This window comes from Streptomyces sp. NPDC107498 (assembly GCF_055582805.1).
In genome coordinates, this window is sequence record NZ_JBVJPE010000006.1 from 338,663 (window position 1) to 359,596 (window position 20,934).

Here is a 20,934-nt window from a genome sequence, read left to right on the forward strand (position 1 = left end):
GGGCAGACTTGGCCAGGAAATTCCGGATCGACGCCGCCACGCGCGCGTAGGGGGAAGCACAGATGAGCCAGGACGGCGCACAGGGCCGCTATGCGGGCGGTTCGGTCGCGGGCGGCCGGTACCAGCTGCGCGACCTTCTCGGCGAGGGCGGCATGGCGTCGGTCTACCTGGCCTACGACAGCGCGCTCGACCGGCAGGTCGCCATCAAGACGCTGCACACGGAGCTCGGCCGGGAACAGTCCTTCCGCGAGCGCTTCCGCCGCGAGGCGCAGGCCGTCGCGAAGCTGTCGCACACGAACATCGTCTCGGTCTTCGACACCGGCGAGGACACCCTCGACGGCGCCGTCATGCCGTACATCGTCATGGAGTACGTGGAGGGGCAGCCGCTCGGCTCGGTCCTCGCCTCGGACGTCCAGCAGTACGGCGCGATGCCGGCCGACAAGGCGCTGAAGGTCACGGCCGACGTGCTGGCCGCTCTCGAGGTCAGCCACGAGATGGGCCTGGTCCACCGGGACATCAAGCCGGGCAACGTGATGACCACCAAGCGCGGTGTGGTCAAGGTCATGGACTTCGGCATCGCGCGGGCCATGCAGTCCGGGGTCACCTCGATGACGCAGACCGGCATGGTCGTCGGCACCCCCCAGTACCTCTCCCCCGAGCAGGCCCTCGGCCGCCCGGTGGACGCCCGCTCCGACCTTTATTCGGTCGGCATCATGCTCTTCCAGCTGCTGACCGGCCGTCTCCCCTTCGACGCCGACTCTCCGCTCGCCATCGCCTACGCGCACGTGCAGGAGGAGCCGGTCGCCCCGTCCTCCGTCAACCGCTCGGTGACGCCGGCGATGGACGCGCTCGTCGCCCGCGCGCTGCGGAAGAACCCGAACGAGCGGTTCCCGAGCGCGGCCGCGATGCGCGACGAGTGCCTGCGGGTCCTGGCGGCGGGCCAGACCGGTGCGCCGATGATCGTCCAGGGCGGTCCCGTCAACAGCGGCGCGGGCGTCGGCTCGGCGGTCTTCCCGCCCGTCGGCCAGACCCCGCCGCCGACCCCGCACCCCGGCGTGCAGCAGCCCTACCTGCCGCCGACGCCGCAGCCCGGCCCGTACGGCCCCGCGACCCCCGCGCCCGCCCCGTCGTACGGCTACCCGCAGCAGGCGCCGACGCCCGCGCCGTACGCCCCGACGCCGGCTCCCGCTCCGTACGCCCCGACGCCGGCGCCCCTGTCCGCCCCCGCCCCGACCGGCGGCCCGGGCTCCGGCTCCCGCCGGAACACCCCGGTCCTCGTCGGCGCGGTCGCCGTCACGCTGCTCGCGATCGGCGGCCTGCTCGTGGCGCTCAACCTGAACAAGGACGAGGACCCGCAGGCCGGCGGCACCGGCGGCACCGGCGGCACGGAGACGCGGCAGAACCAGACGGCGGCGCCCGGCCACAAGGGCCCCGACCTGACCAAGACCATCGACACGAAGAAGTGCACGCAGCCCTCGGAGTCGACCGACGACCCGGCCAAGTTCGAGGTCCCCGACTTCACCTACAAGAACATCCAGTCGGTGAAGGCGTGCGTGCAGGCCGCGGGCTGGAAGATCATGACCCAGACCCCGGTGGACGAGGCCACGTACGGCGAGGGCACGGTCCTGGAGCAGTACCCGCCGGCCGGTGAGGACGTCACGGACGAGGACGCCGAGTTCACCCTCAAGATCTCGACGGGCAACCCGCCGCAGTAGTCCCGGAGGACGCCGTACGCCCCCTGGCCCCGTCCCGGATGCCGGGACGGATCGGGCATGTGACGCTGAGTCGAACGTCTCCGCGGCTCGGCACGGGAGGGGGTCACCCGGTGACTCCAGCACTCCGCAGGACACGCGCGCGGGCTCTCCGCCCCGCGCTCACCTGCTCGTTCGTCTGCCTCTACGCCCTGTACGCCACCTCCTTCGCGTACGCGGCGGAGGTGCCCGGCACCTCGGTGAGCGGCGTGGCCCCGACATCGGCGGCCCCGTCCTCCACCGCGCCCTCCTCGACCGCGCCGCCGGGCCCCCCCTCGCCGTCCGCCTCTCCGCCCGGCGCGCCGACCACCCCTCCGGCCGTCTCCCCGAGCGGCCACGGGGGCACCCGGGCGCCCGTCTCCCCGGCGCCCGCACCCACCGGGACGGAGGCGCCGTCCTCCCCGCCGGAGCCGAGCGCCGAGCCCTCCGACGCCCCCGCCCCCAGCCGTTCCGCCCCCTTCGCGGGGCGGCCCGCGGGGGAGGGGAAGCCCCGCCCCGGCCGCACCGGGTCCGCCGCGCCCGTCGACCCGGCGGGTGCCAGGAAGCCGCCGCCCCGCCCCCCTCGTACCGAAACCGCTACGACCCCGCGCGATCGCGAGGCCGCCGAGGAGGCCCGCGAACCGGTACGCGAGGGGGACCCGCTGCCGCCCGGAGTGGCGCCCGCCAGCCTGCCCGCCGATGCTCCCGGACTGGCGGGCGAGGCCTCGTCCGCCCTCGTCGACCAGCGGATTCCCGTCCTGACCCTGGGCGTGGGGCTGGCCCTGATGGGGTTCGGGATCGGATTCCTCGGGCTCCGGATGCGCCGCCGCTGACCCGGCCGGGGCCTCCGGGTCCCCCTTGAGTCGGACCTTCCCCTTCCCCCTCAGGACGGTTGTCCGCCGCGACATACCCGGTATACATACTGAGTATGTCGATCCGCCACGGGCTCCTCGCCCTCCTCGAACGCGGCCCTCGCTACGGCTCCCAGCTCCGTACGGAGTTCGAGTCCCGCACCGGCTCCACCTGGCCGCTCAACGTCGGCCAGGTCTACACGACCCTCAGCCGGCTCGAGCGCGACGGCATGGTCGCCCAGGGCGGCGAGGACCCGGCCGGGCACACGCTCTACGCGATCACCGACGACGGCCGCGCCGAGCTCAGGACCTGGTTCGAGAAGCCGGTGGACCGCACCAGCCCCGCCCGCGACGAGCTGGCCATCAAGCTCGCCATGGCCGTGGGCGCGCCCGGCGTCGACATCCGCGACGTCATCCAGTCCCAGCGCCGGCACACCGTGAAGGCGATGCAGGACTACACCCGGCTCAAGGCGCGGGCCCTGCTCGCCGTCGAGGGCGGCGGGGCCCGGGAGCGGGACGACGTGGCCTGGCTGCTCGTCCTGGAGCAGCTGATCTTCCAGACCGAGGCGGAGGCCCGCTGGCTGGACCACTGCGAGTCCCGCCTGATCCGCCTGTCGGCGACGGCCGCCACGGGGAGCCCGGCGACCGGACCCGCGAACCCGGCGACCGCCGCGGGCAGCCCGTCGTCCGGGCCCGTGAACCCGGCGACCGCGGACGTCCCTGCCGCCCCGGCCGTCCCTGCCGCCCCGGTGCCTCCGGCCTCCTAGCGCCCTTCGACCACCGGTGATCCCGGGGCGCGTCGACCGCACCCTCGCGCCCCGTCCACACCTCTGACGCACCACCTTCCACCGCACGCTCCCGTACCCGGCCCGACCGCCGCGTACGGCCAACGGGGGGACCCCTCCATGTCGACACAGCAGCCCGTGCTGCAACTGCAGAACCTGACCCGCGTCCACGGCGCGGGCGCCACCGAGGTGCACGCCCTGCGCGGCATCGACCTCGCCGTGTACCCCGGCGAACTCGTCGCCGTCATGGGCCCGTCGGGCTCCGGCAAGTCCACGCTGCTCACCATCGCCGGTGGTCTGGACACCCCCAGCTCGGGCCGGGTGATCGTCGAGGACACCGACATCACCACCGCGAGCGTCAAGGAACTCGCGGCCCTGCGCCGCCGCAGCATCGGTTACGTCTTCCAGGACTACAACCTCATCCCGGCCCTGACCGCCGCCGAGAACGTCGCCCTGCCCCGCGAGCTGGACGGGACCTCCGCCCGCAAGGCGCGCGTCGAGGCCGTCGCCGCACTGGAGGAGATGGGACTCGGCCACCTCGCCGACCGCTTCCCCGACGAGATGTCCGGCGGCCAGCAGCAGCGCGTCGCCATCGCCCGCGCCCTCGTCGGCGACCGTCGCCTCGTCCTCGCCGACGAGCCGACCGGCGCCCTGGACTCCGAGACCGGCGAGTCCGTGCTCGCCCTGCTCCGCTCCCGCTGCGACGCGGGCGCCGCCGGAGTCCTCGTCACCCACGAGCCGCGGTTCGCCGCCTGGGCCGACCGGGTCGTGTTCCTGCGGGACGGCGCCATCGTCGACCAGACCGTGCGCAGCGAGGCCGATTCGCTCCTCTCCGGTCAGGTGGCCGACGCGTGAAGACCTGGCTCCACTCCTGGCGGGCCGCGATCCGCATAGCCCGCCGCGACGCCTGGCGTTCCAAGGGCCGCAGCGCCCTCGTCCTCGCGATGATCGCGCTGCCCATCCTGGGTGTCAGCGCCCTCGATCTGACCTACCGCAGCTCCGAACTGTCGCCCGCCGAGCGGCTGGAGCGGACGATCGGCGCGGCCGACGCACGCTTCAGGGACGCCGAGGTCGGCGGCGTCCCGATCTTCCAGGACCCCACCGGCGAGATGCACACGACGGCCAAGGACTACGAGGACGAACCGTGGCCGAGCGGCCGCACCGATGTCCTCAAGCGCGTCCCGGCGGGCTCCACCGTCCTCACGGACGGCCTCGGCGCGGCCAAGCTGACGACGGCCCACGGTCTGCTCGGGACCGAGGTGCGCGAGCTCAAGGCGGCCGACCCGATCGCCCACGGCATCATGACGCTCCTGAAGGGGCGTTTCCCGGAGAAGGACGACGAGGTCATGGCGACCTCGCACTTCCTGGAGACGAGCGGCCTGGCGATCGGCTCGACCCTTTCCGCCCGCAATTTCGATCGCCCGTATCGGATCGTCGGCTCCTACGAACTTCCCGACTCCCTCACCACGGACCAGGTGAACGCGCTGCCCGGCGCCTTCCTCGCCCCGTACGCGAAGGCGGTCGAGAAGGCCGGTCTGCCCGCGCCCGACACCTCCGTCTCGTACCTGGTGCGCAAGTCCGGTGGTTTCACGTGGAACACCGTCAAGGAGATCAACACCAAGGGCATCGCCGTCGTCTCGCGCGCCGTGGTGCTCGACCCGCCCGCCGCGTCCGAGGTCCCGCTCAACCAGAAGGACGGCTGGGGCGGCTACGAGGCCAGCCCGGGGGCCGACACCGCCGAACTCGCCTCCCTCGCCACCGTCGTCGGTCTGGCGATGCTGGAGATCTGCCTCCTCGCCGGACCCGCCTTCGCGGTCGGCGCCCGCCGCTCGCGCCGCCAGCTCGGCCTGGTCGGTGCCAACGGCGGTGCCCGCAGCCACATCCGGGCCATCGTGCTGAGCGGCGGTCTGGTCATCGGCGTCGCGGCCGCCGTCACCGGCACCGTCCTCGCCCTGGTGCTGACCCTGGTGCTGCAGCCGGTCCTCGAAGACACCATGGGCCAGCGGTTCGGGGCCTTCGACATCCGGCCCCTCGAACTGCTCGGCATCGCGCTGCTCGCGGTCCTGACCGGTCTGCTCGCCGCGATCGTCCCGGCCGTCACCGCCTCCCGGCAGACCGTCCTCGCCTCGCTCACCGGCCGGCGCGGGGTCCGCCGCAGCAGCCGCGTCCTGCCCCTGATCGGCCTGGCGGCCCTCGTCGTCGGCGGCGCGATCGCCCTCCTCGGCTCGACGGTCTCCGAGCAGGTCACCCTCGTGGCGGCCGGCTCCGCCCTCGCCGAGCTCGGTGTCGTCGCCATGACCCCCGCCCTGGTGGGCCTGTTCGGGCGGACCGGCCGCTGGCTTCCGCTCTCCCCGCGCCTCGCGCTGCGGGACGCCGTCCGCAACCGGGGCCGTACGGCACCCGCCGTCGCCGCCGTCCTCGCCGCCGTCGCCGGCACGGTCGCCGTCACCACGTACATGGCCGGCCGCGAAGCCCAGAACAGGGCCGAATACGAGGCCACGCTGCCGTACGGCGTCGCCTCCGCCTTCGTCCAGGAAGAAGGCGGCCGGGACGTCCCCGCCGTCCGCGAGGCCGTCCAGCGCAACTTCCCCGTCGACGTCCGCGCCGACGTCGAGCGCGTCTCGGTCGGCAAGCCGGGCTGCCCGCCCTGGGGCGAGGGCGAGGGCTGCGGCCGCTACGAGGTCCTCGTCCCTCCGGCGAACGAGTGCCCGCTCTACGCGACGGTCCCGGGCGGCGGCGACGCCTCGGAGAAGTACACGCCCGAACAGCGGCGGAAGCTGCTCACGGAGGACTGGCGCTGCAAGAGCTCCGCCGGCAGCGGGATGTACGTCTCCGACGGCGGTCTGCTCGTCGGTGACGCCAAGCTGCTCCAGGTCCTCGGCGTCGACGACCCCGCGACCGTGAAGGCCCTCGCCGACGGCAGGATCGTCAGCTTCAACCGTGCCCTGGTCGGCAAGGACGGCACCGTCGGAATCAAGCAGATCACCGACATCGCCGCCGCCGAGAAGGCCTCCGAGCAGGGCCGTCCCGCCCCCGGCAAGGTCAGCGCCCTCCCCGCCTACCTGGTGCCCGGCGACAAGAAGTCCTACGGCCTCCAGGCCCTCATGACCCCGGCCACCGCGAAGGCCGCCGGTCTCTCCACGGCGCCGCTGGGCGTGTACGTCAGCACCGACCGGCTCCCGGACTCCGAGCAGCGCCAGAAGCTCGACAGCGACCTCGCCAAGCTCGGCAGCGACGTCGAAGTCCACCTGGAAGAAGGGTTCGTCAACGAATACGGCATCATCCTGCTCTCGCTGGCCGTCTTCGCGGGCCTGGTCACCATCGGCGCCGCCGGCATCGCCACCGGACTCGCCCAGGCCGACGCCGAGGCCGATCTGAAGACGCTCGCCGCCGTGGGCGCCCCGCCCCGGGTCCGCCGCACGCTCAGCGGATTCCAGTGCGGAGTCGTCGCCGCGATGGGCGTGATCCTCGGCTCGGCCGCCGGACTGCTGCCCGCCATCGGGCTCCGGCTCACCGAGGAGCGCGAACAGATCCGCTTCTACGAGCAGAACCTCGCCGAGGGCTGGAGCGGCGACCTGACCCCGCCCGAGGTGCCGATCGTCATCCCCTGGGAGACGCTGGCCGGCCTGATCGTCGCCGTCCCGCTCGGCGCCGCGCTCCTCGCCGCCCTGGTGACCCGCTCGCGCGGTGCGCTGGCCCGGCGCGCGGCGACCTGACGGTCTTCGTTCCCGACCTGTGCCCCTGTACGAGGGTGGATCACCCCCGTACAGGGGCACACCGTGTGGTGAGGCATGCGTACGAGAGAATGGCGGCATGGAGATGCCGAGGAATGACAGGTCGCAGGAGAGCCCCCCGGTCCTCATCGTGGGACAGGACGGGATGGCGCTCGGCGGCACTCAGGGCGACGACGAACCCCGCGAGGTCCCGGTGACGGAAATGGTCGAGCAGCCTGCGAAGGTCATGCGGATCGGCAGCATGATCAAGCAGCTTCTGGAGGAAGTACGGGCGGCCCCTCTGGACGAGGCGAGCCGGGTCAGGCTCAAGGACATCCACGCCAGCTCCGTGAAGGAGCTGGAGGACGGGCTCGCGCCCGAACTGGTCGAGGAACTGGAGCGGCTCTCCCTGCCGTTCACGGACGAGGCGATCCCCTCCGAGGCGGAGCTGCGCATCGCGCAGGCACAGCTGGTGGGCTGGCTCGAGGGCCTGTTCCACGGCATCCAGACGGCGCTGTTCGCCCAGCAGATGGCGGCCCGCGCCCAGCTGGAGCAGATGCGCCGCGCGCTGCCTCCGGGGTCGTCCCACGACGATGACGACGATCAGGGCCACGGGCACGCGGTGCGCTCGGGACCGTACCTGTAGGTCGCGTCCATACGCGGGAGGGGCCCGGCACACCTCGTGTGCCGGGCCCCTCCTTCCGTGTGCGGGTCAGGCGCCCGGCGCGAGCAGCAGCACCTTGCCGACGTGTCCGCTCTCCTCCAGCGCCCGGTGCCCCTCGGCGGCCTCCGGCATCGGCAGCGTCCGGTCGACGACCGGCCGGACCGTGCCCGCGCCGATCAGCGGCCAGACGTGCTCCCGTACGGCCGCGACGATCGCCGCCTTCTCCTGCGCCGGACGGGACCGCAGCGTCGTCGCCAGGACGGCGGCGCGCTTCGCGAGCAGCGCCCCGAGGTTCAGCTCGCCCTTCGCCCCGCCCTGGAGCCCGATGACGACCAGGCGGCCGTTCACGGCCAGCGCCTTCACGTTCCGCTCCAGGTACTTGGCGCCCACGATGTCCAGGATGACGTCCGCGCCCGCGCCGTCCGTCGCCTTCGCCAGTTCCTCGACGAAGTCCTGCTCGCGGTAGTCGATGAGGACGTCCGCTCCCAGCTCGGCACAGCGCGCCAGCTTCTCGGGGCCTCCGGCGGTGACCGCGACCCGCGCGCCGACCGCCTTCGCCAGCTGGATCGCCATCGTGCCGATCCCGCTCGCGCCGCCGTGCACGAGCAGCGTCTCGCCGGGCCGCAGGTGCGCGAGCATGAAGACGTTGGACCAGACCGTGCACGCGACCTCGGGGAGCGCGGCGGCCTCGGTCAGGTCGACGCCCTCCGGCACCGGCAGCAGCTGACCGGCCGGGACCACGACCTTCTCCGCGTAACCGCCGCCGATGAGCAGTGCGCACACCTCGTCGCCGACGGCCCAGTCGGACACCCCGGGCCCGAGCTCGGCGATCCGGCCCGCGCACTCCAGGCCGGGGTAGGGAGAGCTGCCCGGCGGCGGGTCGTAGAAGCCCTGCCGCTGGAGCAGATCGGCGCGGTTGACCGCGCTGGCCACCACCTCGACGAGCACCTCGCCCTCGCCGGGCACGGGATCGGGTACCTCGGCCCAGACGAGCGCCTCGGGACCGCCGGGTTCCGGAATCGTGATCGCATACATGGCGGCGAGGCTACTCGTCCGGCGGGCCGGTGCTCCGGTGAGCCGGTGCTCCGGTGAGCCGGTGCTCCGGCGGGTCAGTCCTCCGGCGGGGTGGAGAGCGGGGTCACCGAGGTGGCGCGCACGATGGTGATCACCCGGTCGGTGAGCTGGAGCGGGCTGGCCGCCGGGTCGTCGTAACCGAGGAGCCGGTGGCCGCGGAGCACGCTCACCACCAGGTCGCCGGTCTCCCGCACGCTCTTGCCGGCCTCGCTCTTGGTCACCGGCCGTTCCACGAGGTCGAGGCCCGAGCCCTGCTGGATGAGATCCTCCATCACTGTGCCGGCGCTGGGGCTCAGCACGGACAGGCCGAGCAGGCGTCCGGCGGCACTGGCGCTGGTGATGACCGCGTCCGCGCCGGACTGGCGGAGCAGCGGCGCGTTCTCCTCCTCACGGACCGCCGCGACGATCTTCGCGCCCCGGTTGAGCTGGCGTGCCGTGAGGGTGACCAGGACCGCCGTGTCGTCGCGCTGGGTGGCGATGACGATCTGCCGGGCCCGTTGCACCTCGGCGCGGAGCAGCACGTCGCTGCGGGTCGCGTCGCCGATGACACCGACGAAGCCGTCCGCGTTCGCGGTCTCGATCACCTTCGTGGAGGGATCGACGATGACGATCTGGTCCTTGCGGAGTCCGGTCGCGCAGAGCGTCTGGATCGCGGACCGCCCCTTCGTGCCGAAACCGACGATGACGGTGTGGTCGCGCAAGGTGGACCTCCAGCGGTTCAGCCGGAACTCCTCCCGGGTCCGTTCGGTGAGGACCTCGAGAGTGGTGCCGACCAGGATGATCAGGAAGAGCACGCGCAGGGGCGTGACCAGCAGGATGTTGGCGAGCCGCGCCGAGTCGCTGTACGGGACGATGTCGCCGTATCCGGTGGTGGAGAGGGTCACGGTCGCGTAGTAGACGCTGTCGAGGAAGTCGAGCGTCTCGTCGGCGTTGTCGTGGTACCCGTCGCGGTCGACGTAGACGATGAGCACCGTCACGATCAGCACGCCGAGCGCCATGAGCAGCCGCTTGCCGACCTGGCGCAGCGGCTTCTCGACGACCCTGCGGGGCAACTGGACCCGTGGACCGGAGATCCGCTCCTCCGCGCGGCGGGCCATCACGTCACGACTGGGAAGTTTCACGTGAAACACGCTCCTTGCGCCGGTACGGCGCTCGACGTCGGCGGCCAGGGAAGGTCGAGGACGTCCAGCTCCTGACCGGACCGGGCGCCACCGGGCGGGACGACGGCCATGCCGTCCGCGACGGCGATGCCCCGGAGCATGGCCGGCCCGTTGTAGCGCAACGGAACGAGTTGTTCGCCCCTGCGGACGACCGGGACGAGCCGGGTGTCGTGGGGATGCCCGTGCACTTCGCCCTGGACGGGGGCGCGGCTCCCGGCGGGCGCGGCGCCGCCCGGGGCGCCCAGGGCGGCGAGGAGCGGCTCGGCGAGCGTGAGGAGCCCGGAGACGGCGGCGAGCGGGTTGCCGGGCAGGCCGACGAGGCGACGGCCGTCGCCCAGGTCGGCGAGGAGCATCGGATGGCCGGGGCGGACCTTCACCCCGTCGACCAGGAGCGTGGCGCCCGCCTTGTCGAGGACGCGGTGAAGATGGTCGACGGGCCCGGCGGCGGTGCCTCCGGTGGTGACGACCAGGTCGGCGGGGGAGCCCGTGACGGCCGCGTACAGCTCCTCGGCGTCGTCGCCGATCCGCCGGGTGGCGAGCACCTCGGCGCCGAGCGACGCGAGCCAGGGGCCGAGCATCGGGCCGAGGGCGTCACGGATGAGCCCCTCGTGGGGAAGCCCGGCCGTGAGCAGTTCGTCGCCGAGGACGAGGACCTCGACCCGGGGGCGTGACGGCACGGGGAGCTCGTCGTAACCGGCGGCCGCGGCGAGTCCCAGCACGACGGGGGTCACGGCGGTGCCCGCGGGCAGCAACTCGTCGCCGGACCGGCACTCCTGGCCCCGGGACCTGATGTCCTGCCCGACGACCACGTCACGCAGCGCGTGCAGCAGAAGACCCGGCCCGGCGAGGGATCCGGCCCGTTCCGTACGGGAGTGCTCGCTACGGATGACGGCGGTGGTCCCGGACGGAACGGGGGCTCCGGTGGCGATCCTCACGGCCTCGCCGTCGGTCAGCGCGGCGGCGGGCGCGTGCCCCGCGAGGACGGAGGCCTCCGGACGGACGGTCCAGGGGCCCGGACCCGCGACGGCCCAGCCGTCCATGGCGGAGGTGTCGAAGGAGGGAAGGTCGGTGAGGGCGAGGAGCGGCTCGGCCAGGACCTGGCCGAGCGCCTGCCCGAGCGGAAGGCGCCGCGGCTCCCCGCCGGCCCGGTCGGAACGTACGGCACGGTCGGCACTTCCTGCCCGTGCACCGCTCCCGGCCCGGGCAGTGCTCCCGGCGCGGGCGGCGGCGGCCCTGGCCTCGGGCCAGGCGGTGGCCCGGTGCGGCGGCCCGGCCTTCGCACCGGTGGCGGTGCCGGGGGCCACGGGGAGGGGCTCCTTCGGAATCATCCCGCCTCGTCCTGCTCGGCGGCCCAGCGCTGCGCGAGCGCCGCGGCCTTGCGGGCGGCCTCGGCGACGGCCTCCGGCCCACCCTCGGCGCCCGCGCGGGCGGCCGCGTAGCCGACCAGGAAGGTGGTCAGGGGCGCGGCGGGGCGGGCCACGCCGTGGGCGGCGTCACGGGCCAGGTCGAGCAGCACGCCGGTGTTGACGTCCAGTTCGATACCCAGTTCGTCCTTGACTGCGGTGATCCATTCGTCCAGCACGGTCCCATGCTCCCTGATGCGGGCCCGGGCCGTGGCAATGTCCTCCCAGGTGTCGCAGTCGAAGGAGGCGAGGGGGTCAGCGGCGACCCGGGTGAGGCCCAGTCCCCCGGTGAGGAGACGCAGCGGGCCGCCGTCGAGGGTGCCTCTCCGGGCGCTGATGAGAGCCAGTTCACGCAGGAGCGGGGCGCGGCGGTACGCGGCGACGAGAGGCTGGTCCCGCCCGTCGGCGTCGGTGAGCAGCGCGGCCTCCGCCCCGGGGGTCGCGTCGAGCGCGTCACGGAGGCGGCGGACGACGGTCCCGTCCAGGAAGGGCAGATCGGCGGAGAGGACGAGGAGGACGTCGGCCCCGGTCTCCCGGACGCCGGCGCCGAGCGCGGCCAGCGGGCCGCCACCGGGCGGGTCCTCCCTGGTCCAGAGGACGGGGCGGGCGGTCGGGCGGGGGGCCGCGACGACCACGGTCCGGCCGGCGTCGGGACAGGCCGCGAGCACCCGGTCGAGGAGGGTCCGGCCCCCGACCCGTAGCCCTGGCTTGTCGGTGCCGCCGAGGCGCCGGGCGGCACCCCCGGCGAGCACGACGGCGTCGTATGCGGTGGTCACCCCAGCAGTATGGGCCGCCCGGCCCCATCGCCGACGGCACCGTCTCCCCTGCTGAGACAGGCCCGTGCCAACACCGCACGGCCGCCGGGGCCGCACCGGCAACGGGACCGACGACAGACGGGGCCGCACGACCAACGGGGCCGACCGGACCGCACGGTCGACGGGATCGCACGGCCGACCGGGCGCACCGGCAACCGACGCGCACCGGACGACCGGTCCGCACGGGAAACCGACGCGCACCGGACGACCGGTCCGCACCGAACGGCCGTACCGGGTGGGGGTCCGGTGCGGCCGTTCCTCGTCAGACCGTGCGGAGCAGGACGGCAGGCTGCTCGACGCAGTCCGCCACGTACCGCAGGAAGCCGCCCGCCGTGCCGCCGTCGCAGACGCGGTGGTCGAAGGTGAGCGAGAGCTGCACCACCTGACGGACGGCCAGTTCGCCCTGGTGGACCCAGGGCTTGGGGATGATCCGGCCGACACCGAGCATCGCGGCCTCGGGGTGGTTGATGATCGGCGTGGAGCCGTCGACCCCGAACACCCCGTAGTTGTTCAGGGTGAACGTGCCACCGGTCAGATCGGCCGGGGTGATCGCTCCCTGCCGGGCCGCCTCCGTGAGCCGGGCGAACTCCTCCGTCAGCGACTCGGCCGTCCTCGTCCCCGCGTCCTTGACCACGGGGACGACGAGCCCGCGCGGGGTCTGGGCGGCGAAACCGAGGTGCACGGACGGCAGCCGGACGATCTCCCGGGCGGCCGTGTCCACCGTGGAGTTGAGCTCGGGGAAACGGGCCAGGGCGTGGACGCAGATGCGCGCGAGGAGCGCGAGCAGCGAGATCTTCGGTCCGCCGGCCGCGTTCATCGCCGCCCGGGCCGCCATCAGCTCGGTCGCGTCGGCGTCGACCCAGCAGGTCGCGTCGGGGATCTCCGTACGGCTGCGGGACAGCTTGTCCGCCACCGCGCCACGGACCCCGCGCAGCGGAACCCGCTCGCCGGCCGTCGCAACGGGGGCCACGGCGGCGCTCGGGGCGGGCGCCGGAGCGGTGACCGGCTGCTCCTCGGCCGCGAGGGCCAGCTCCACGTCGGCCCGCAGGATCAGCCCCTCGGGTCCGGATCCGCGCACCTCCCGCAGGTCGAGGCCCCGGTCACGGGCCAGCTTCCGCACGAGTGGCGAGATGACGGGCACCGGCCCCGCATGCGCCCCGGCTGCCGGGGCCACCGGAGCCGCCGGGGCCGCGACCGGAGCCTCCGGAGCGGTCGCCGGCGCCTGGGCGGTCGCCGGGTTCGTGTGCCGCACCCGGCGACGGCGGGCGGCGGGCCCGGCCGTGCCGTAGCCGACGAGCACGTTGCCCGAGTACTCCGAGGAGACGGCCGAATCGGCGTCGGCCCGGCCCGCCGGGGGGGTCGCTCCCGGAGCGGCCTCCGCGAGCTCCTCCGGCGCGCCCGTGCCGCCGACGGCGACCGTCAGGAGCGGTGCGCCGACCGGCAGTTCGGTGCCCTCCTCGCCGTACCGGGCGGTGACGACACCGCCGTACGGACAGGGCACCTCGACCATCGCCTTGGCCGTCTCGACCTCGACGACCGGCTGGTCGATGGCGACGACGTCGCCGACGGCCACCAGCCAACGCACGATCTCGGCCTCGGTGAGCCCCTCTCCGAGGTCGGGCAGCTTGAACTCAAGGACCTGTGCCATCAGCTGCCCGCCTCCCACTGCAGTCGCGCCACCGCGTCCAGGACCCGGTCCACGCCCGGCAGGTGGTGCCGCTCCAGCATCGGCGGCGGATACGGGATGTCGAAGCCCGTGACCCGCAGCACCGGCGCCTCCAGGTGGTGGAAGCACCGCTCGGTCACGCGCGCGGCGATCTCCGCGCCGGGGCCGCCGAAGCCGGTCGACTCGTGGACGACGACCGCGCGGCCGGTGCGCCGCACCGAGGCGCAGACGGTCTCGTCGTCGAACGGCACGAGCGAGCGCAGGTCGACGACCTCCAGGTCCCAGCCCTCGGCCTGGGCGGCCTCCGCCGCCTCCAGGCAGACCGGCAACGAGGGGCCGTAGGTGATCAGGGTGGCCCCGGTGCCCCGGCGCCGCACGACGGCCTTGCCGATCGGCTCGACGGGCGCGGGGGCCTCGGGGGACCAGTCGGACTTGGACCAGTAGAGCCGCTTGGGCTCCAGGAAGACCACCGGGTCGTCGGAGGCGATGGCCGCGCGCAGCAGCCCGTAGGCGTCCTCGACGGTGGCCGGGGTGACGACGTGCAGCCCCGGCGTGGCCGTGTAGTAGGCCTCGGAGGAGTCGCTGTGGTGCTCGACGCCACCGATCCCGCCGCCGTACGGGACGCGGATGACGATCGGCATCGACACCGCGCCCCGGGTGCGGTTCCGCATCTTCGCCACGTGGGAGAGCAGCTGCTCGAACGCCGGGTAGGCGAACGCGTCGAACTGCATCTCCACGACCGGCCGCAGGCCGTACATGGCCATGCCGACGGCCGCGCCGAGGATGCCCGCCTCGGCCAGCGGGGTGTCCGTGCACCGGTCCTCGCCGAACTCCTTGGCGAGTCCGTCGGTGACCCGGAAGACGCCGCCGAGGGTGCCGACGTCCTCGCCCATCACATGGACGGTCGGGTCCTCGGCCATCGCGTCGCGCATGGCGCGCTGGAGCGCCTGCGCCATCGTGGCGGGCTTCGGCTTCGCGGCGTTCCCGCCGGTCCTGGCCGCAGCGGGGCCGGTCGTCGCGGTCGTCATCACGCCTCACCCTCGGCTTCGAGCTCGGCGCGCAGCTGCGCCGCCTGTTCGCGCAGCTGTGTCGTCTGCTCCGCGTAGACGTGGGAGAAGAGCTCCATCGGGTCGAGCACCGGGTCGGCGTTCATCCGTTCGCGCAGCTCCGCCGCCATCGCCTCGGCGGCCTCGGCCGCCGCGCGCCTGCCGTCCTCGTCGAGCAGGCCACGCTCCGTCAGCTCCCGTTCGAGCAGGAGGATCGGGTCGTGCGCCCGCCAGGCCTCGACCTCGTCGGACGTGCGGTAGCGGGTCGCGTCGTCGGCGTTGGTGTGGGCGTCGATCCGGTAGGTGACCGCCTCGACGAGGGTGGGGCCGCCGCCGCGCCGCGCGCGGGCCACGGCCTCGGTGAGCACCTGGTGGACGGCGACCGCGTCGTTCCCGTCGACGAGCCGGCCCGGCATGCCGTATCCGACGGCCTTGTGGGCGAGGGAGGGGGCAGCGGTCTGCTTGGCGAGGGGCACGGAGATCGCGAAGCCGTTGTTCTGCACGAGGAAGACCACGGGGGCCTGCCAGACGGCGGCGAAGTTCAGCGCCTCGTGGAAGTCGCCCTCGCTGGTGCCGCCGTCGCCGACCATGGCCAGGGCGACGACGTCGTCGCCCTTGAGGCGGGCGGCGTGGGCGAGGCCCACGGCGTGCGGGAGCTGGGTGGCGAGGGGCGTGCAGAGCGGCGCGATGCGGTGCTCGTGCGGGTCGTACCCGGTGTGCCAGTCGCCGCGCAGCAGGGTGAGGGCCTGGACGGGGTCGAGGCCCCGGGCGACGGCCGCCAGGGTGTCGCGGTACGAGGGGAAGAGCCAGTCCCGCTCCTCCAGGGCGAGGGCGGCGGCGATCTCGCACGCCTCCTGGCCGGTGGTGGACGGGTACACGGCGAGCCGGCCCTGCTTGGTGAGGGCGGTGGCCTGTGTGTTGTACCGGCGGCCGCGGATCAGCTCCGCGTAGAGCCGGAGCAGCAGCGCGGGATCGGCGTCGGCCACGGCGTCCGTGCCGAGCACGCGCAGCGGCTCGGCCTCCGGCAGCAGCGGGGCGGGGTCGACGCGCGGCTGCCACATCGGCGGCGGGGTGTGCCGGTCGGCGGGGACGGCACCGGGCGGCTCTTGGACTGTCGAACTGCGCTGTTGCAACGAGTCCACCTCCTCATGGGAGCGGGCATAAGACCCGAAGGCGGGTGGCGCGAGTGTGGCGCGCCTCACCTACCGATTGTTCGGTCGTGGAGGCATTTTGGCTACAGGCACCTCCAGCCTGTGGACAAACGGTTCTCCACAGCCTGGGATAAGGGCAGGTCGTCCATCGGAGAGAGGCGGGGGCACATGGCGGATGAACAAATGGCCGACGACTGGGAGCAGGTCGTCGCCCCGGCGCCGGCAGCGGGGTCCACCGGTCCTCCGGCGCGCCCGCTGGACGCCGTCGACCGCGACATCCTCCGCATCCTGCAGACGGACGGCCGCGCCTCGATCCGCTCCGTGGCCGAGCGGGTGCACGTCTCCCGGGCCAACGCGTACGCGCGGATCAACCGGCTCGTCGACGACGGGGTGATCCGAGGCTTCAGCGCCCGCGTCAACCACGAGCGGGCGGGGCACGGAGCCTCCGCCTACATCACGCTCAAGATCGTCCAGAACTCCTGGCGGACCGTGCGCGAACAGCTCCAGGCCCTGCCGGGAGCCGCGCACATCGCCCTGGTCAGCGGTGATTTCGACGTCCTGCTGCTCGTCCACACCCCCGACAACCGCACCCTGCGCGAGCTGGTGCTCACCAAGCTCCAGTCGATCCCCGAGGTGCTCTCGACCCGGACCCTGCTGGTCTTCGAGGAGACGGACCTCGACCCGGACCACCGCGCCCCGGGCCGCTGACCCCGCCTTCCGGACCCGCGGTGGGCCGTACGGGGGATCAGCGGGCCCGTACGAGGGGACGGAAGCGCGCAAGCCCGTGCCCCGCCGGCCGTACGGGGGGGCCGGCAGGGGCTCGGCGCGACGCCTCAGCGGGCCGTCCGCAGCCCGTCGAAGGCCAGGTGGACGACGGTCTCGGCGAGCTGTTCCCGCTCCGCCGTCGTGTCCGGATGGGGCCGGTACCACTCCACCAGCGAGTTGATCATGCCGAAGAGGAGCCGGGTCGCGAGCCGGATGTCCACGTCGGCCCGCAGGTCCCCCTCGGCGACGGCGGCCTTCAGCAGCTCGGCCACCCGCTGGTCGAACTCGCGGCGCCGTTCCAGCGCCCACCGCTCGGTGCCGGTGTTGCCCCGCACCCGCAGCAGCAGCGTCACGTACGGCAGCTCCGCGATCAGCACCTCGACGGTGCGGCGCGTGACGTACTCGACCCGCTCGACGGCCCGGCCGCGCCCGGCCCCCGGCTCGTCGAGGATCGCGAAGAGCCCGTCGAGCGCCCGGCTGACCGCGCGCCGCAACAGCTCCTCCTTGCCCGCCACGTGGTGGTAGATCGAGGACTTCGAGATCCCGGCCGCCTTGGACAGGTGCTCCATCGACGTGCCGTCGTAGCCGCGCTCGTTGAAGACCCGCACCGCGACCGACAGCAGCGTCTCGGGGGTGTACGTGTCGCGCTTCACCGTGGTCATCAGGAGTCCTGCCCTTCCTCGGCGTATCCCCGGCGGGCGGTGGCCAGGCTGGGCGCGTACCGCCCCGTCGGGTAGCGCTCGTGCAGCTCCGCGAGCAGGTCGCGCACGCGCGCGTGCCCCACCCTCCCGGCCCACTCCAGCGGGCCGACGGGGTAGTTGACCCCGAGGCGCATGGCCGTGTCGACGTCCTCTGCGGTGGCGACGCCCCGGTCGACCGCGTCGGCCGCGAGGTCGGCGAGCATCGCGACCGTACGGGCGACGATCATGCCGGGCACGTCGCCGATGACGGACACCTGCTTGCCGAGCGCCTGGAAGAGGCCCACGGCCTCGGCGAGGGACTCCTCCGAGGTGTGCTCGCCGGTCGACAGGACGATCCGGCTCGCGCGCGCGTAGTCCAGCGCGAGGTCGAAGTAGATGATCTCGTCGGTGCAGTACTCGAAGGCGCTCTCGCCGTCGGCGAGGCAGAGCCGGGCGCCGCCGGGCAGCAGGACGTATCCCTGGCCGCCCTTGCGCCGCACCTCGATCCCGGCCTCCTCGAAGAGCTCGATCAGCGGCTCGGCGGGCCCCAGGCCGCCGCGTACGGCGATCCGCCCGGGCGCCTCGGCCGGCGGCGCGTTGTGCGGCTCGGGCCGCTCGGCGCCCTCGGCGTACGAGAACCAGCCGTGCCCCGACTTGCGGCCGAGCCGCCCCGACTCCACGAGTCGGCGCTGCGCCAGCGAGGGGGTGAACTTCGGGTCCTGGTGGAAGGACTCCCACACCGACCGGGTGACGGCCTCGTTCACGTCCTGCCCGATGAGGTCGGTCAGCTCGAAGGGCCCCATCCGGAACCCGCCGCACTCCCGCAGGGCCGCGTCGATGGTGGCGGGGTCGGCGCCCCCCTCCTCGAACACGCGCAGCGCCTCCGCGTAGAAGGGCCGGGCGACCCGGTTCACGATGAAGCCGGGGGTGTCCGCGCAGCGCACCGGCGTCTTGCCCCAGCCCTTCACCGTCTCGTACGCGCGCGTGGCGACGTCCGCGTCGGTCGCGAAGCCGCTGACGACCTCGACGAGGGGGAGCAGCGGCGCCGGGTTGAAGAAGTGCAGGCCGACGAACCGGCCGGGCAGCCGCAGTCCTCCCGCGATGGCGGTGACGGAGAGCGAGGAGGTGTTCGTGGCGAGGACGGTGTCGTCGCCGACGATCTTCTCCAGGTCGGCGAAGAGCCGCTGCTTGACCGGGAGGTCCTCGACGATCGCCTCGATCACGAGGGCGGCGTCCGCGAGCTCGGCGGGGTCCTCGGCCGGGTGCAGCCGGCCGGTGGCGGCCTCCCGCGCGGCGGCGTCGAGGCGCCCCTTCTCCACGAGCCGGTCCAGGCGGGCGGCGAGGGCGGCGACCGCCTCGGCTGCCCGGCCGGGAGCGCTGTCGTAGAGGTGCACGGGGTGGCCGGCGACCAGCGCGACCTGGGCGATGCCCTGGCCCATGGTGCCGGTGCCGACGACGGCGACGACGCGGTCCCGCCCGATGGCGGCGGTGCGGTCCTGCTCCACGGCGGCGGTCTCACTGGCGGTCACGTCGTCGCTCCCCCTGACGGTCACGTTGGCGCTCATGGGAGTGATCCTCCCCGATGGGTTTTCCACAGGACCGACGGACCCCCTTGTCCCGACCGATCGTTCGGTTACTCTAACTCCGTACGCGTCTCCCTGCCCAGCTCGACGAGGAGTTGGTCCATCGATGGCCACCGCTCAGCTGACCACCGACCGTCTGGCCGAGAAGCACCGGTCCACACTCGACCAGGCGCTCGCCACCATCCGCACCCGCGCCTACTGGTCGCCGTACCCCGAGCACCCCAAGGCGTACGGCGCGGACGGCTCCCTCGACGCGGCGGCGGGCCTCGCCGCCCACCAGTCCGCGTTGAACACCCGCTTCGACCTCGACCAGCCCGGCACGGACGGCTGGACCGGCGTCGAGACCTCGCCGTACGGCCCGTCGCTCGGCATCGAGTACCCGCACGCCGACCTCGACGTGCTGCTCCCCGCCATGCGCGCGGGCATGGGCGCCTGGCGGGACGCCGGCGCCGAGACCCGCGCCCTGGTCTGCCTGGAGATCCTCGCCCGGATCTCCGCCCGGACCCACGAGTTCGCCCACGCCGTCATGCACACCAGCGGCCAGGCGTTCATGATGGCGTTCCAGGCCGGCGGCCCGCACGCCCAGGACCGCGGCCTGGAGGCCGTGGCGTACGCGTACGAGGAGCAGACCCGCACGCCCGCCGGGCGGGCCGGCTGGTCCAAGCCGCAGGGCAAGCGCGACCCCCTGGAGCTGAGCAAGGAGTTCACCCCGGTCGGCCGCGGCATCGCGCTGGTCATCGGCTGCAACACCTTCCCCACGTGGAACGGCTACCCGGGCCTGTTCGCCTCCCTCGCCACCGGCAACCCGGTCCTGGTCAAGCCGCACCCGCGCGCCGTCCTGCCGCTCGCGCTGACCGTGAAGGTCGCGCGTGAGGTCCTCGCGGAGACCGGCTTCGACCCGAACCTGGTCGCGCTCGCCGTCGAGCGCCCCGGCGAGGGCATCGCCAAGACCCTGGCCGTCCGCCCCGAGGTCCGGATCATCGACTACACCGGCTCCACCGCCTTCGGCGACTGGCTGGAGGCCAACGCCCGGCAGGCCCAGGTCTACACCGAGAAGGCCGGCGTCAACACGGTCGTGGTCGACTCCACCGACGACTACAAGGGGATGCTGGCCAACCTGGCCTTCTCGCTGTCCCTGTACAGCGGCCAGATGTGCACCACCCCGCAGAACCTGCTGATCCCCCGCGACGGCATCACCACCGACCAGGGCCCGAAGTCGTACGACGAGGTCGTCGCCGACCTCGCGGCGGCCGTCGGCGGCCTGCTCGGCGACGACGCCCGGGCGAACGGCCTGCTCGGCGCCCTGGTCAACCCGGACGTGAAGGCGCGCCTGGAGGCCGCCGCCGCGCTCGGCGAGGTCGCGCTCGCCTCCCGCGAGGTGGCCAACCCGGAGTACCCGGACGCCGTGGTCCGGACGCCGGTCATCGTGAAGCTGGACGGCTCCAAGCCGGACGCCCAGGCCGCGTACTTCTCGGAGTGCTTCGGCCCGGTCTCCTTCGCCGTCTCGGTGGACTCCACCGCCGACGCCCTGGAGCTGCTGCGCCGCACGGTCCGTGAGAAGGGCGCGATGACGGTCGGCGCCTACACGACCTCGGCGGACACCGAGCGCGCGGTGGAGGAGGTCTGCCTGGAGGAGTCGGCCCAGCTCTCGCTGAACCTCACGGGCGGGGTGTACGTGAACCAGACGGCCGCGTTCTCCGACTTCCACGGCTCCGGCGGCAACCCGGCGGCGAACGCCGCGCTGTGCGACGGCGCCTTCGTCTCCAACCGCTTCCGGGTGGTGGAGGTACGCCGCCAGGCCTGACCGAGGCTCTCGTGGAGGCCTTCCGGGCCTCCACGAGAGCCCGC

Annotated in this window: 17 protein-coding genes; 8 read left to right on the forward strand and 9 right to left on the reverse strand. The window is 73.7% G+C overall.

The genetic code is table 11. The annotated features are described in order from the left end of the window. The first annotated feature begins 62 nt into the window (after positions 1-62). From ACZ66Z_RS14165 to ACZ66Z_RS14190, 6 genes are all read left to right on the forward strand, one after another. On the forward strand, positions 63-1,715 hold the full coding sequence (locus tag ACZ66Z_RS14165) for a protein kinase domain-containing protein (RefSeq protein WP_469934227.1): 1,653 nt from the start codon (positions 63-65) through the stop codon (positions 1,713-1,715). 110 nt (positions 1,716-1,825) lie between these two features. Further along, complete coding sequence (locus ACZ66Z_RS14170) at positions 1,826-2,563, forward strand: hypothetical protein (RefSeq protein WP_469934228.1); 738 nt, start codon at positions 1,826-1,828, stop codon at positions 2,561-2,563. A gap of 95 nt (positions 2,564-2,658) precedes the next feature. Continuing rightward, on the forward strand, positions 2,659-3,348 hold the full coding sequence (locus ACZ66Z_RS14175; RefSeq protein WP_469934229.1) for a PadR family transcriptional regulator: 690 nt from the start codon (positions 2,659-2,661) through the stop codon (positions 3,346-3,348). A gap of 138 nt (positions 3,349-3,486) precedes the next feature. After that, positions 3,487-4,221: an ABC transporter ATP-binding protein gene (locus ACZ66Z_RS14180; protein WP_030692404.1), complete on the forward strand. Its 735-nt coding sequence runs from the start codon at positions 3,487-3,489 to the stop codon at positions 4,219-4,221. Continuing rightward, positions 4,218-7,082, forward strand: a complete 2,865-nt coding sequence (locus ACZ66Z_RS14185; protein ID WP_469934230.1) for an FtsX-like permease family protein — start codon at positions 4,218-4,220, stop codon at positions 7,080-7,082. The genes ACZ66Z_RS14180 and ACZ66Z_RS14185 overlap by 4 nt, the downstream gene beginning before the upstream one ends. A gap of 97 nt (positions 7,083-7,179) precedes the next feature. Further along, entirely contained in the window at positions 7,180-7,725 is a 546-nt protein-coding gene (locus tag ACZ66Z_RS14190) for a bacterial proteasome activator family protein (RefSeq protein WP_469934231.1), read from the forward strand. A 66-nt stretch (positions 7,726-7,791) separates the two neighbouring features. On the opposite strand, the gene ACZ66Z_RS14195 is transcribed toward ACZ66Z_RS14190, so the two are convergent. The 7 genes from ACZ66Z_RS14195 to pdhA all read right to left on the reverse strand — a co-directional run bounded on the left by ACZ66Z_RS14195 (position 7,792) and on the right by pdhA (position 16,049). After that, on the reverse strand, positions 7,792-8,778 hold the full coding sequence (locus ACZ66Z_RS14195; protein WP_469934232.1) for an NAD(P)H-quinone oxidoreductase: 987 nt from the start codon (positions 8,776-8,778) through the stop codon (positions 7,792-7,794). Between the two features lie 74 nt (positions 8,779-8,852). Further along, positions 8,853-9,914: a potassium channel family protein gene (locus ACZ66Z_RS14200; RefSeq protein ID WP_469934274.1), complete on the reverse strand. Its 1,062-nt coding sequence runs from the start codon at positions 9,912-9,914 to the stop codon at positions 8,853-8,855. Positions 9,915-9,934: 20 nt separating this feature from the next. Next, entirely contained in the window at positions 9,935-11,305 is a 1,371-nt protein-coding gene (locus ACZ66Z_RS14205) for a molybdopterin molybdotransferase MoeA (RefSeq protein ID WP_469934233.1), read from the reverse strand. After that, the gene (locus ACZ66Z_RS14210) at positions 11,302-12,156 is read right to left on the reverse strand and encodes an NTP transferase domain-containing protein (protein WP_469934234.1); all 855 of its coding nucleotides are present in this window, start codon (positions 12,154-12,156) and stop codon (positions 11,302-11,304) included. Before ACZ66Z_RS14210 ends, ACZ66Z_RS14205 begins: the two co-directional genes overlap by 4 nt. Before the next feature lie 301 nt (positions 12,157-12,457). Continuing rightward, entirely contained in the window at positions 12,458-13,843 is a 1,386-nt protein-coding gene (locus ACZ66Z_RS14215; RefSeq protein WP_469934235.1) for a dihydrolipoamide acetyltransferase family protein, read from the reverse strand. Continuing rightward, complete coding sequence (locus ACZ66Z_RS14220) at positions 13,843-14,889, reverse strand: alpha-ketoacid dehydrogenase subunit beta (RefSeq protein WP_469934236.1); 1,047 nt, start codon at positions 14,887-14,889, stop codon at positions 13,843-13,845. Before ACZ66Z_RS14220 ends, ACZ66Z_RS14215 begins: the two co-directional genes overlap by 1 nt. Further along, positions 14,889-16,049: a pyruvate dehydrogenase (acetyl-transferring) E1 component subunit alpha gene (pdhA, locus tag ACZ66Z_RS14225; protein ID WP_469934275.1), complete on the reverse strand. Its 1,161-nt coding sequence runs from the start codon at positions 16,047-16,049 to the stop codon at positions 14,889-14,891. The genes ACZ66Z_RS14220 and pdhA overlap by 1 nt, the downstream gene beginning before the upstream one ends. 192 nt (positions 16,050-16,241) lie before the next feature. Between pdhA and ACZ66Z_RS14230 the strand changes: the two genes are divergently transcribed. Then, the gene (locus ACZ66Z_RS14230) at positions 16,242-16,766 is read left to right on the forward strand and encodes an Lrp/AsnC family transcriptional regulator (protein ID WP_469934276.1); all 525 of its coding nucleotides are present in this window, start codon (positions 16,242-16,244) and stop codon (positions 16,764-16,766) included. Positions 16,767-16,891: 125 nt separating this feature from the next. Here ACZ66Z_RS14230 and ACZ66Z_RS14235 read toward each other — a convergent pair whose 3' ends face one another. Together ACZ66Z_RS14235 and ACZ66Z_RS14240 are read right to left on the reverse strand one after the other, a co-directional pair. Continuing rightward, a complete protein-coding gene (locus ACZ66Z_RS14235) occupies positions 16,892-17,485 on the reverse strand; it encodes a TetR/AcrR family transcriptional regulator (protein WP_469934237.1) in 594 nt (197 codons plus the stop codon). Beyond that, positions 17,485-19,068 (reverse strand): 3-hydroxyacyl-CoA dehydrogenase, encoded by a 1,584-nt coding sequence (locus ACZ66Z_RS14240; RefSeq protein ID WP_469934238.1) that lies wholly within the window; start codon positions 19,066-19,068, stop codon positions 17,485-17,487. The genes ACZ66Z_RS14235 and ACZ66Z_RS14240 overlap by 1 nt, the downstream gene beginning before the upstream one ends. A gap of 124 nt (positions 19,069-19,192) precedes the next feature. Between ACZ66Z_RS14240 and paaN the strand changes: the two genes are divergently transcribed. Beyond that, positions 19,193-20,890, forward strand: a complete 1,698-nt coding sequence (paaN, locus tag ACZ66Z_RS14245) for a phenylacetic acid degradation protein PaaN (RefSeq protein WP_469934239.1) — start codon at positions 19,193-19,195, stop codon at positions 20,888-20,890. Positions 20,891-20,934 lie beyond the last annotated feature (44 nt).

Bases quoted from the DNA above. Each gene is read 5' to 3' on its own strand.
- ACZ66Z_RS14165 (WP_469934227.1), top strand. From the start codon at position 63: ATGAGCCAGGACGGCGCACAGGGCCGCTATGCGGGCGGTTCGGTCGCG.
- ACZ66Z_RS14175 (WP_469934229.1), top strand. From the start codon at position 2,659: ATGTCGATCCGCCACGGGCTCCTCGCCCTCCTCGAACGCGGCCCTCGC.
- ACZ66Z_RS14180 (WP_030692404.1), top strand. From the start codon at position 3,487: ATGTCGACACAGCAGCCCGTGCTGCAACTGCAGAACCTGACCCGCGTC.
- ACZ66Z_RS14190 (WP_469934231.1), top strand. From the start codon at position 7,180: ATGGAGATGCCGAGGAATGACAGGTCGCAGGAGAGCCCCCCGGTCCTC.
- ACZ66Z_RS14195 (WP_469934232.1), bottom strand. From the start codon at position 8,778: ATGTATGCGATCACGATTCCGGAACCCGGCGGTCCCGAGGCGCTCGTC.
- ACZ66Z_RS14200 (WP_469934274.1), bottom strand. From the start codon at position 9,914: ATGGCCCGCCGCGCGGAGGAGCGGATCTCCGGTCCACGGGTCCAGTTG.
- ACZ66Z_RS14205 (WP_469934233.1), bottom strand. From the start codon at position 11,305: ATGATTCCGAAGGAGCCCCTCCCCGTGGCCCCCGGCACCGCCACCGGT.
- ACZ66Z_RS14215 (WP_469934235.1), bottom strand. From the start codon at position 13,843: ATGGCACAGGTCCTTGAGTTCAAGCTGCCCGACCTCGGAGAGGGGCTC.
- ACZ66Z_RS14220 (WP_469934236.1), bottom strand. From the start codon at position 14,889: ATGACGACCGCGACGACCGGCCCCGCTGCGGCCAGGACCGGCGGGAAC.
- ACZ66Z_RS14230 (WP_469934276.1), top strand. From the start codon at position 16,242: ATGGCCGACGACTGGGAGCAGGTCGTCGCCCCGGCGCCGGCAGCGGGG.
- ACZ66Z_RS14235 (WP_469934237.1), bottom strand. From the start codon at position 17,485: ATGACCACGGTGAAGCGCGACACGTACACCCCCGAGACGCTGCTGTCG.
- ACZ66Z_RS14240 (WP_469934238.1), bottom strand. From the start codon at position 19,068: ATGAGCGCCAACGTGACCGTCAGGGGGAGCGACGACGTGACCGCCAGT.
- paaN (WP_469934239.1), top strand. From the start codon at position 19,193: ATGGCCACCGCTCAGCTGACCACCGACCGTCTGGCCGAGAAGCACCGG.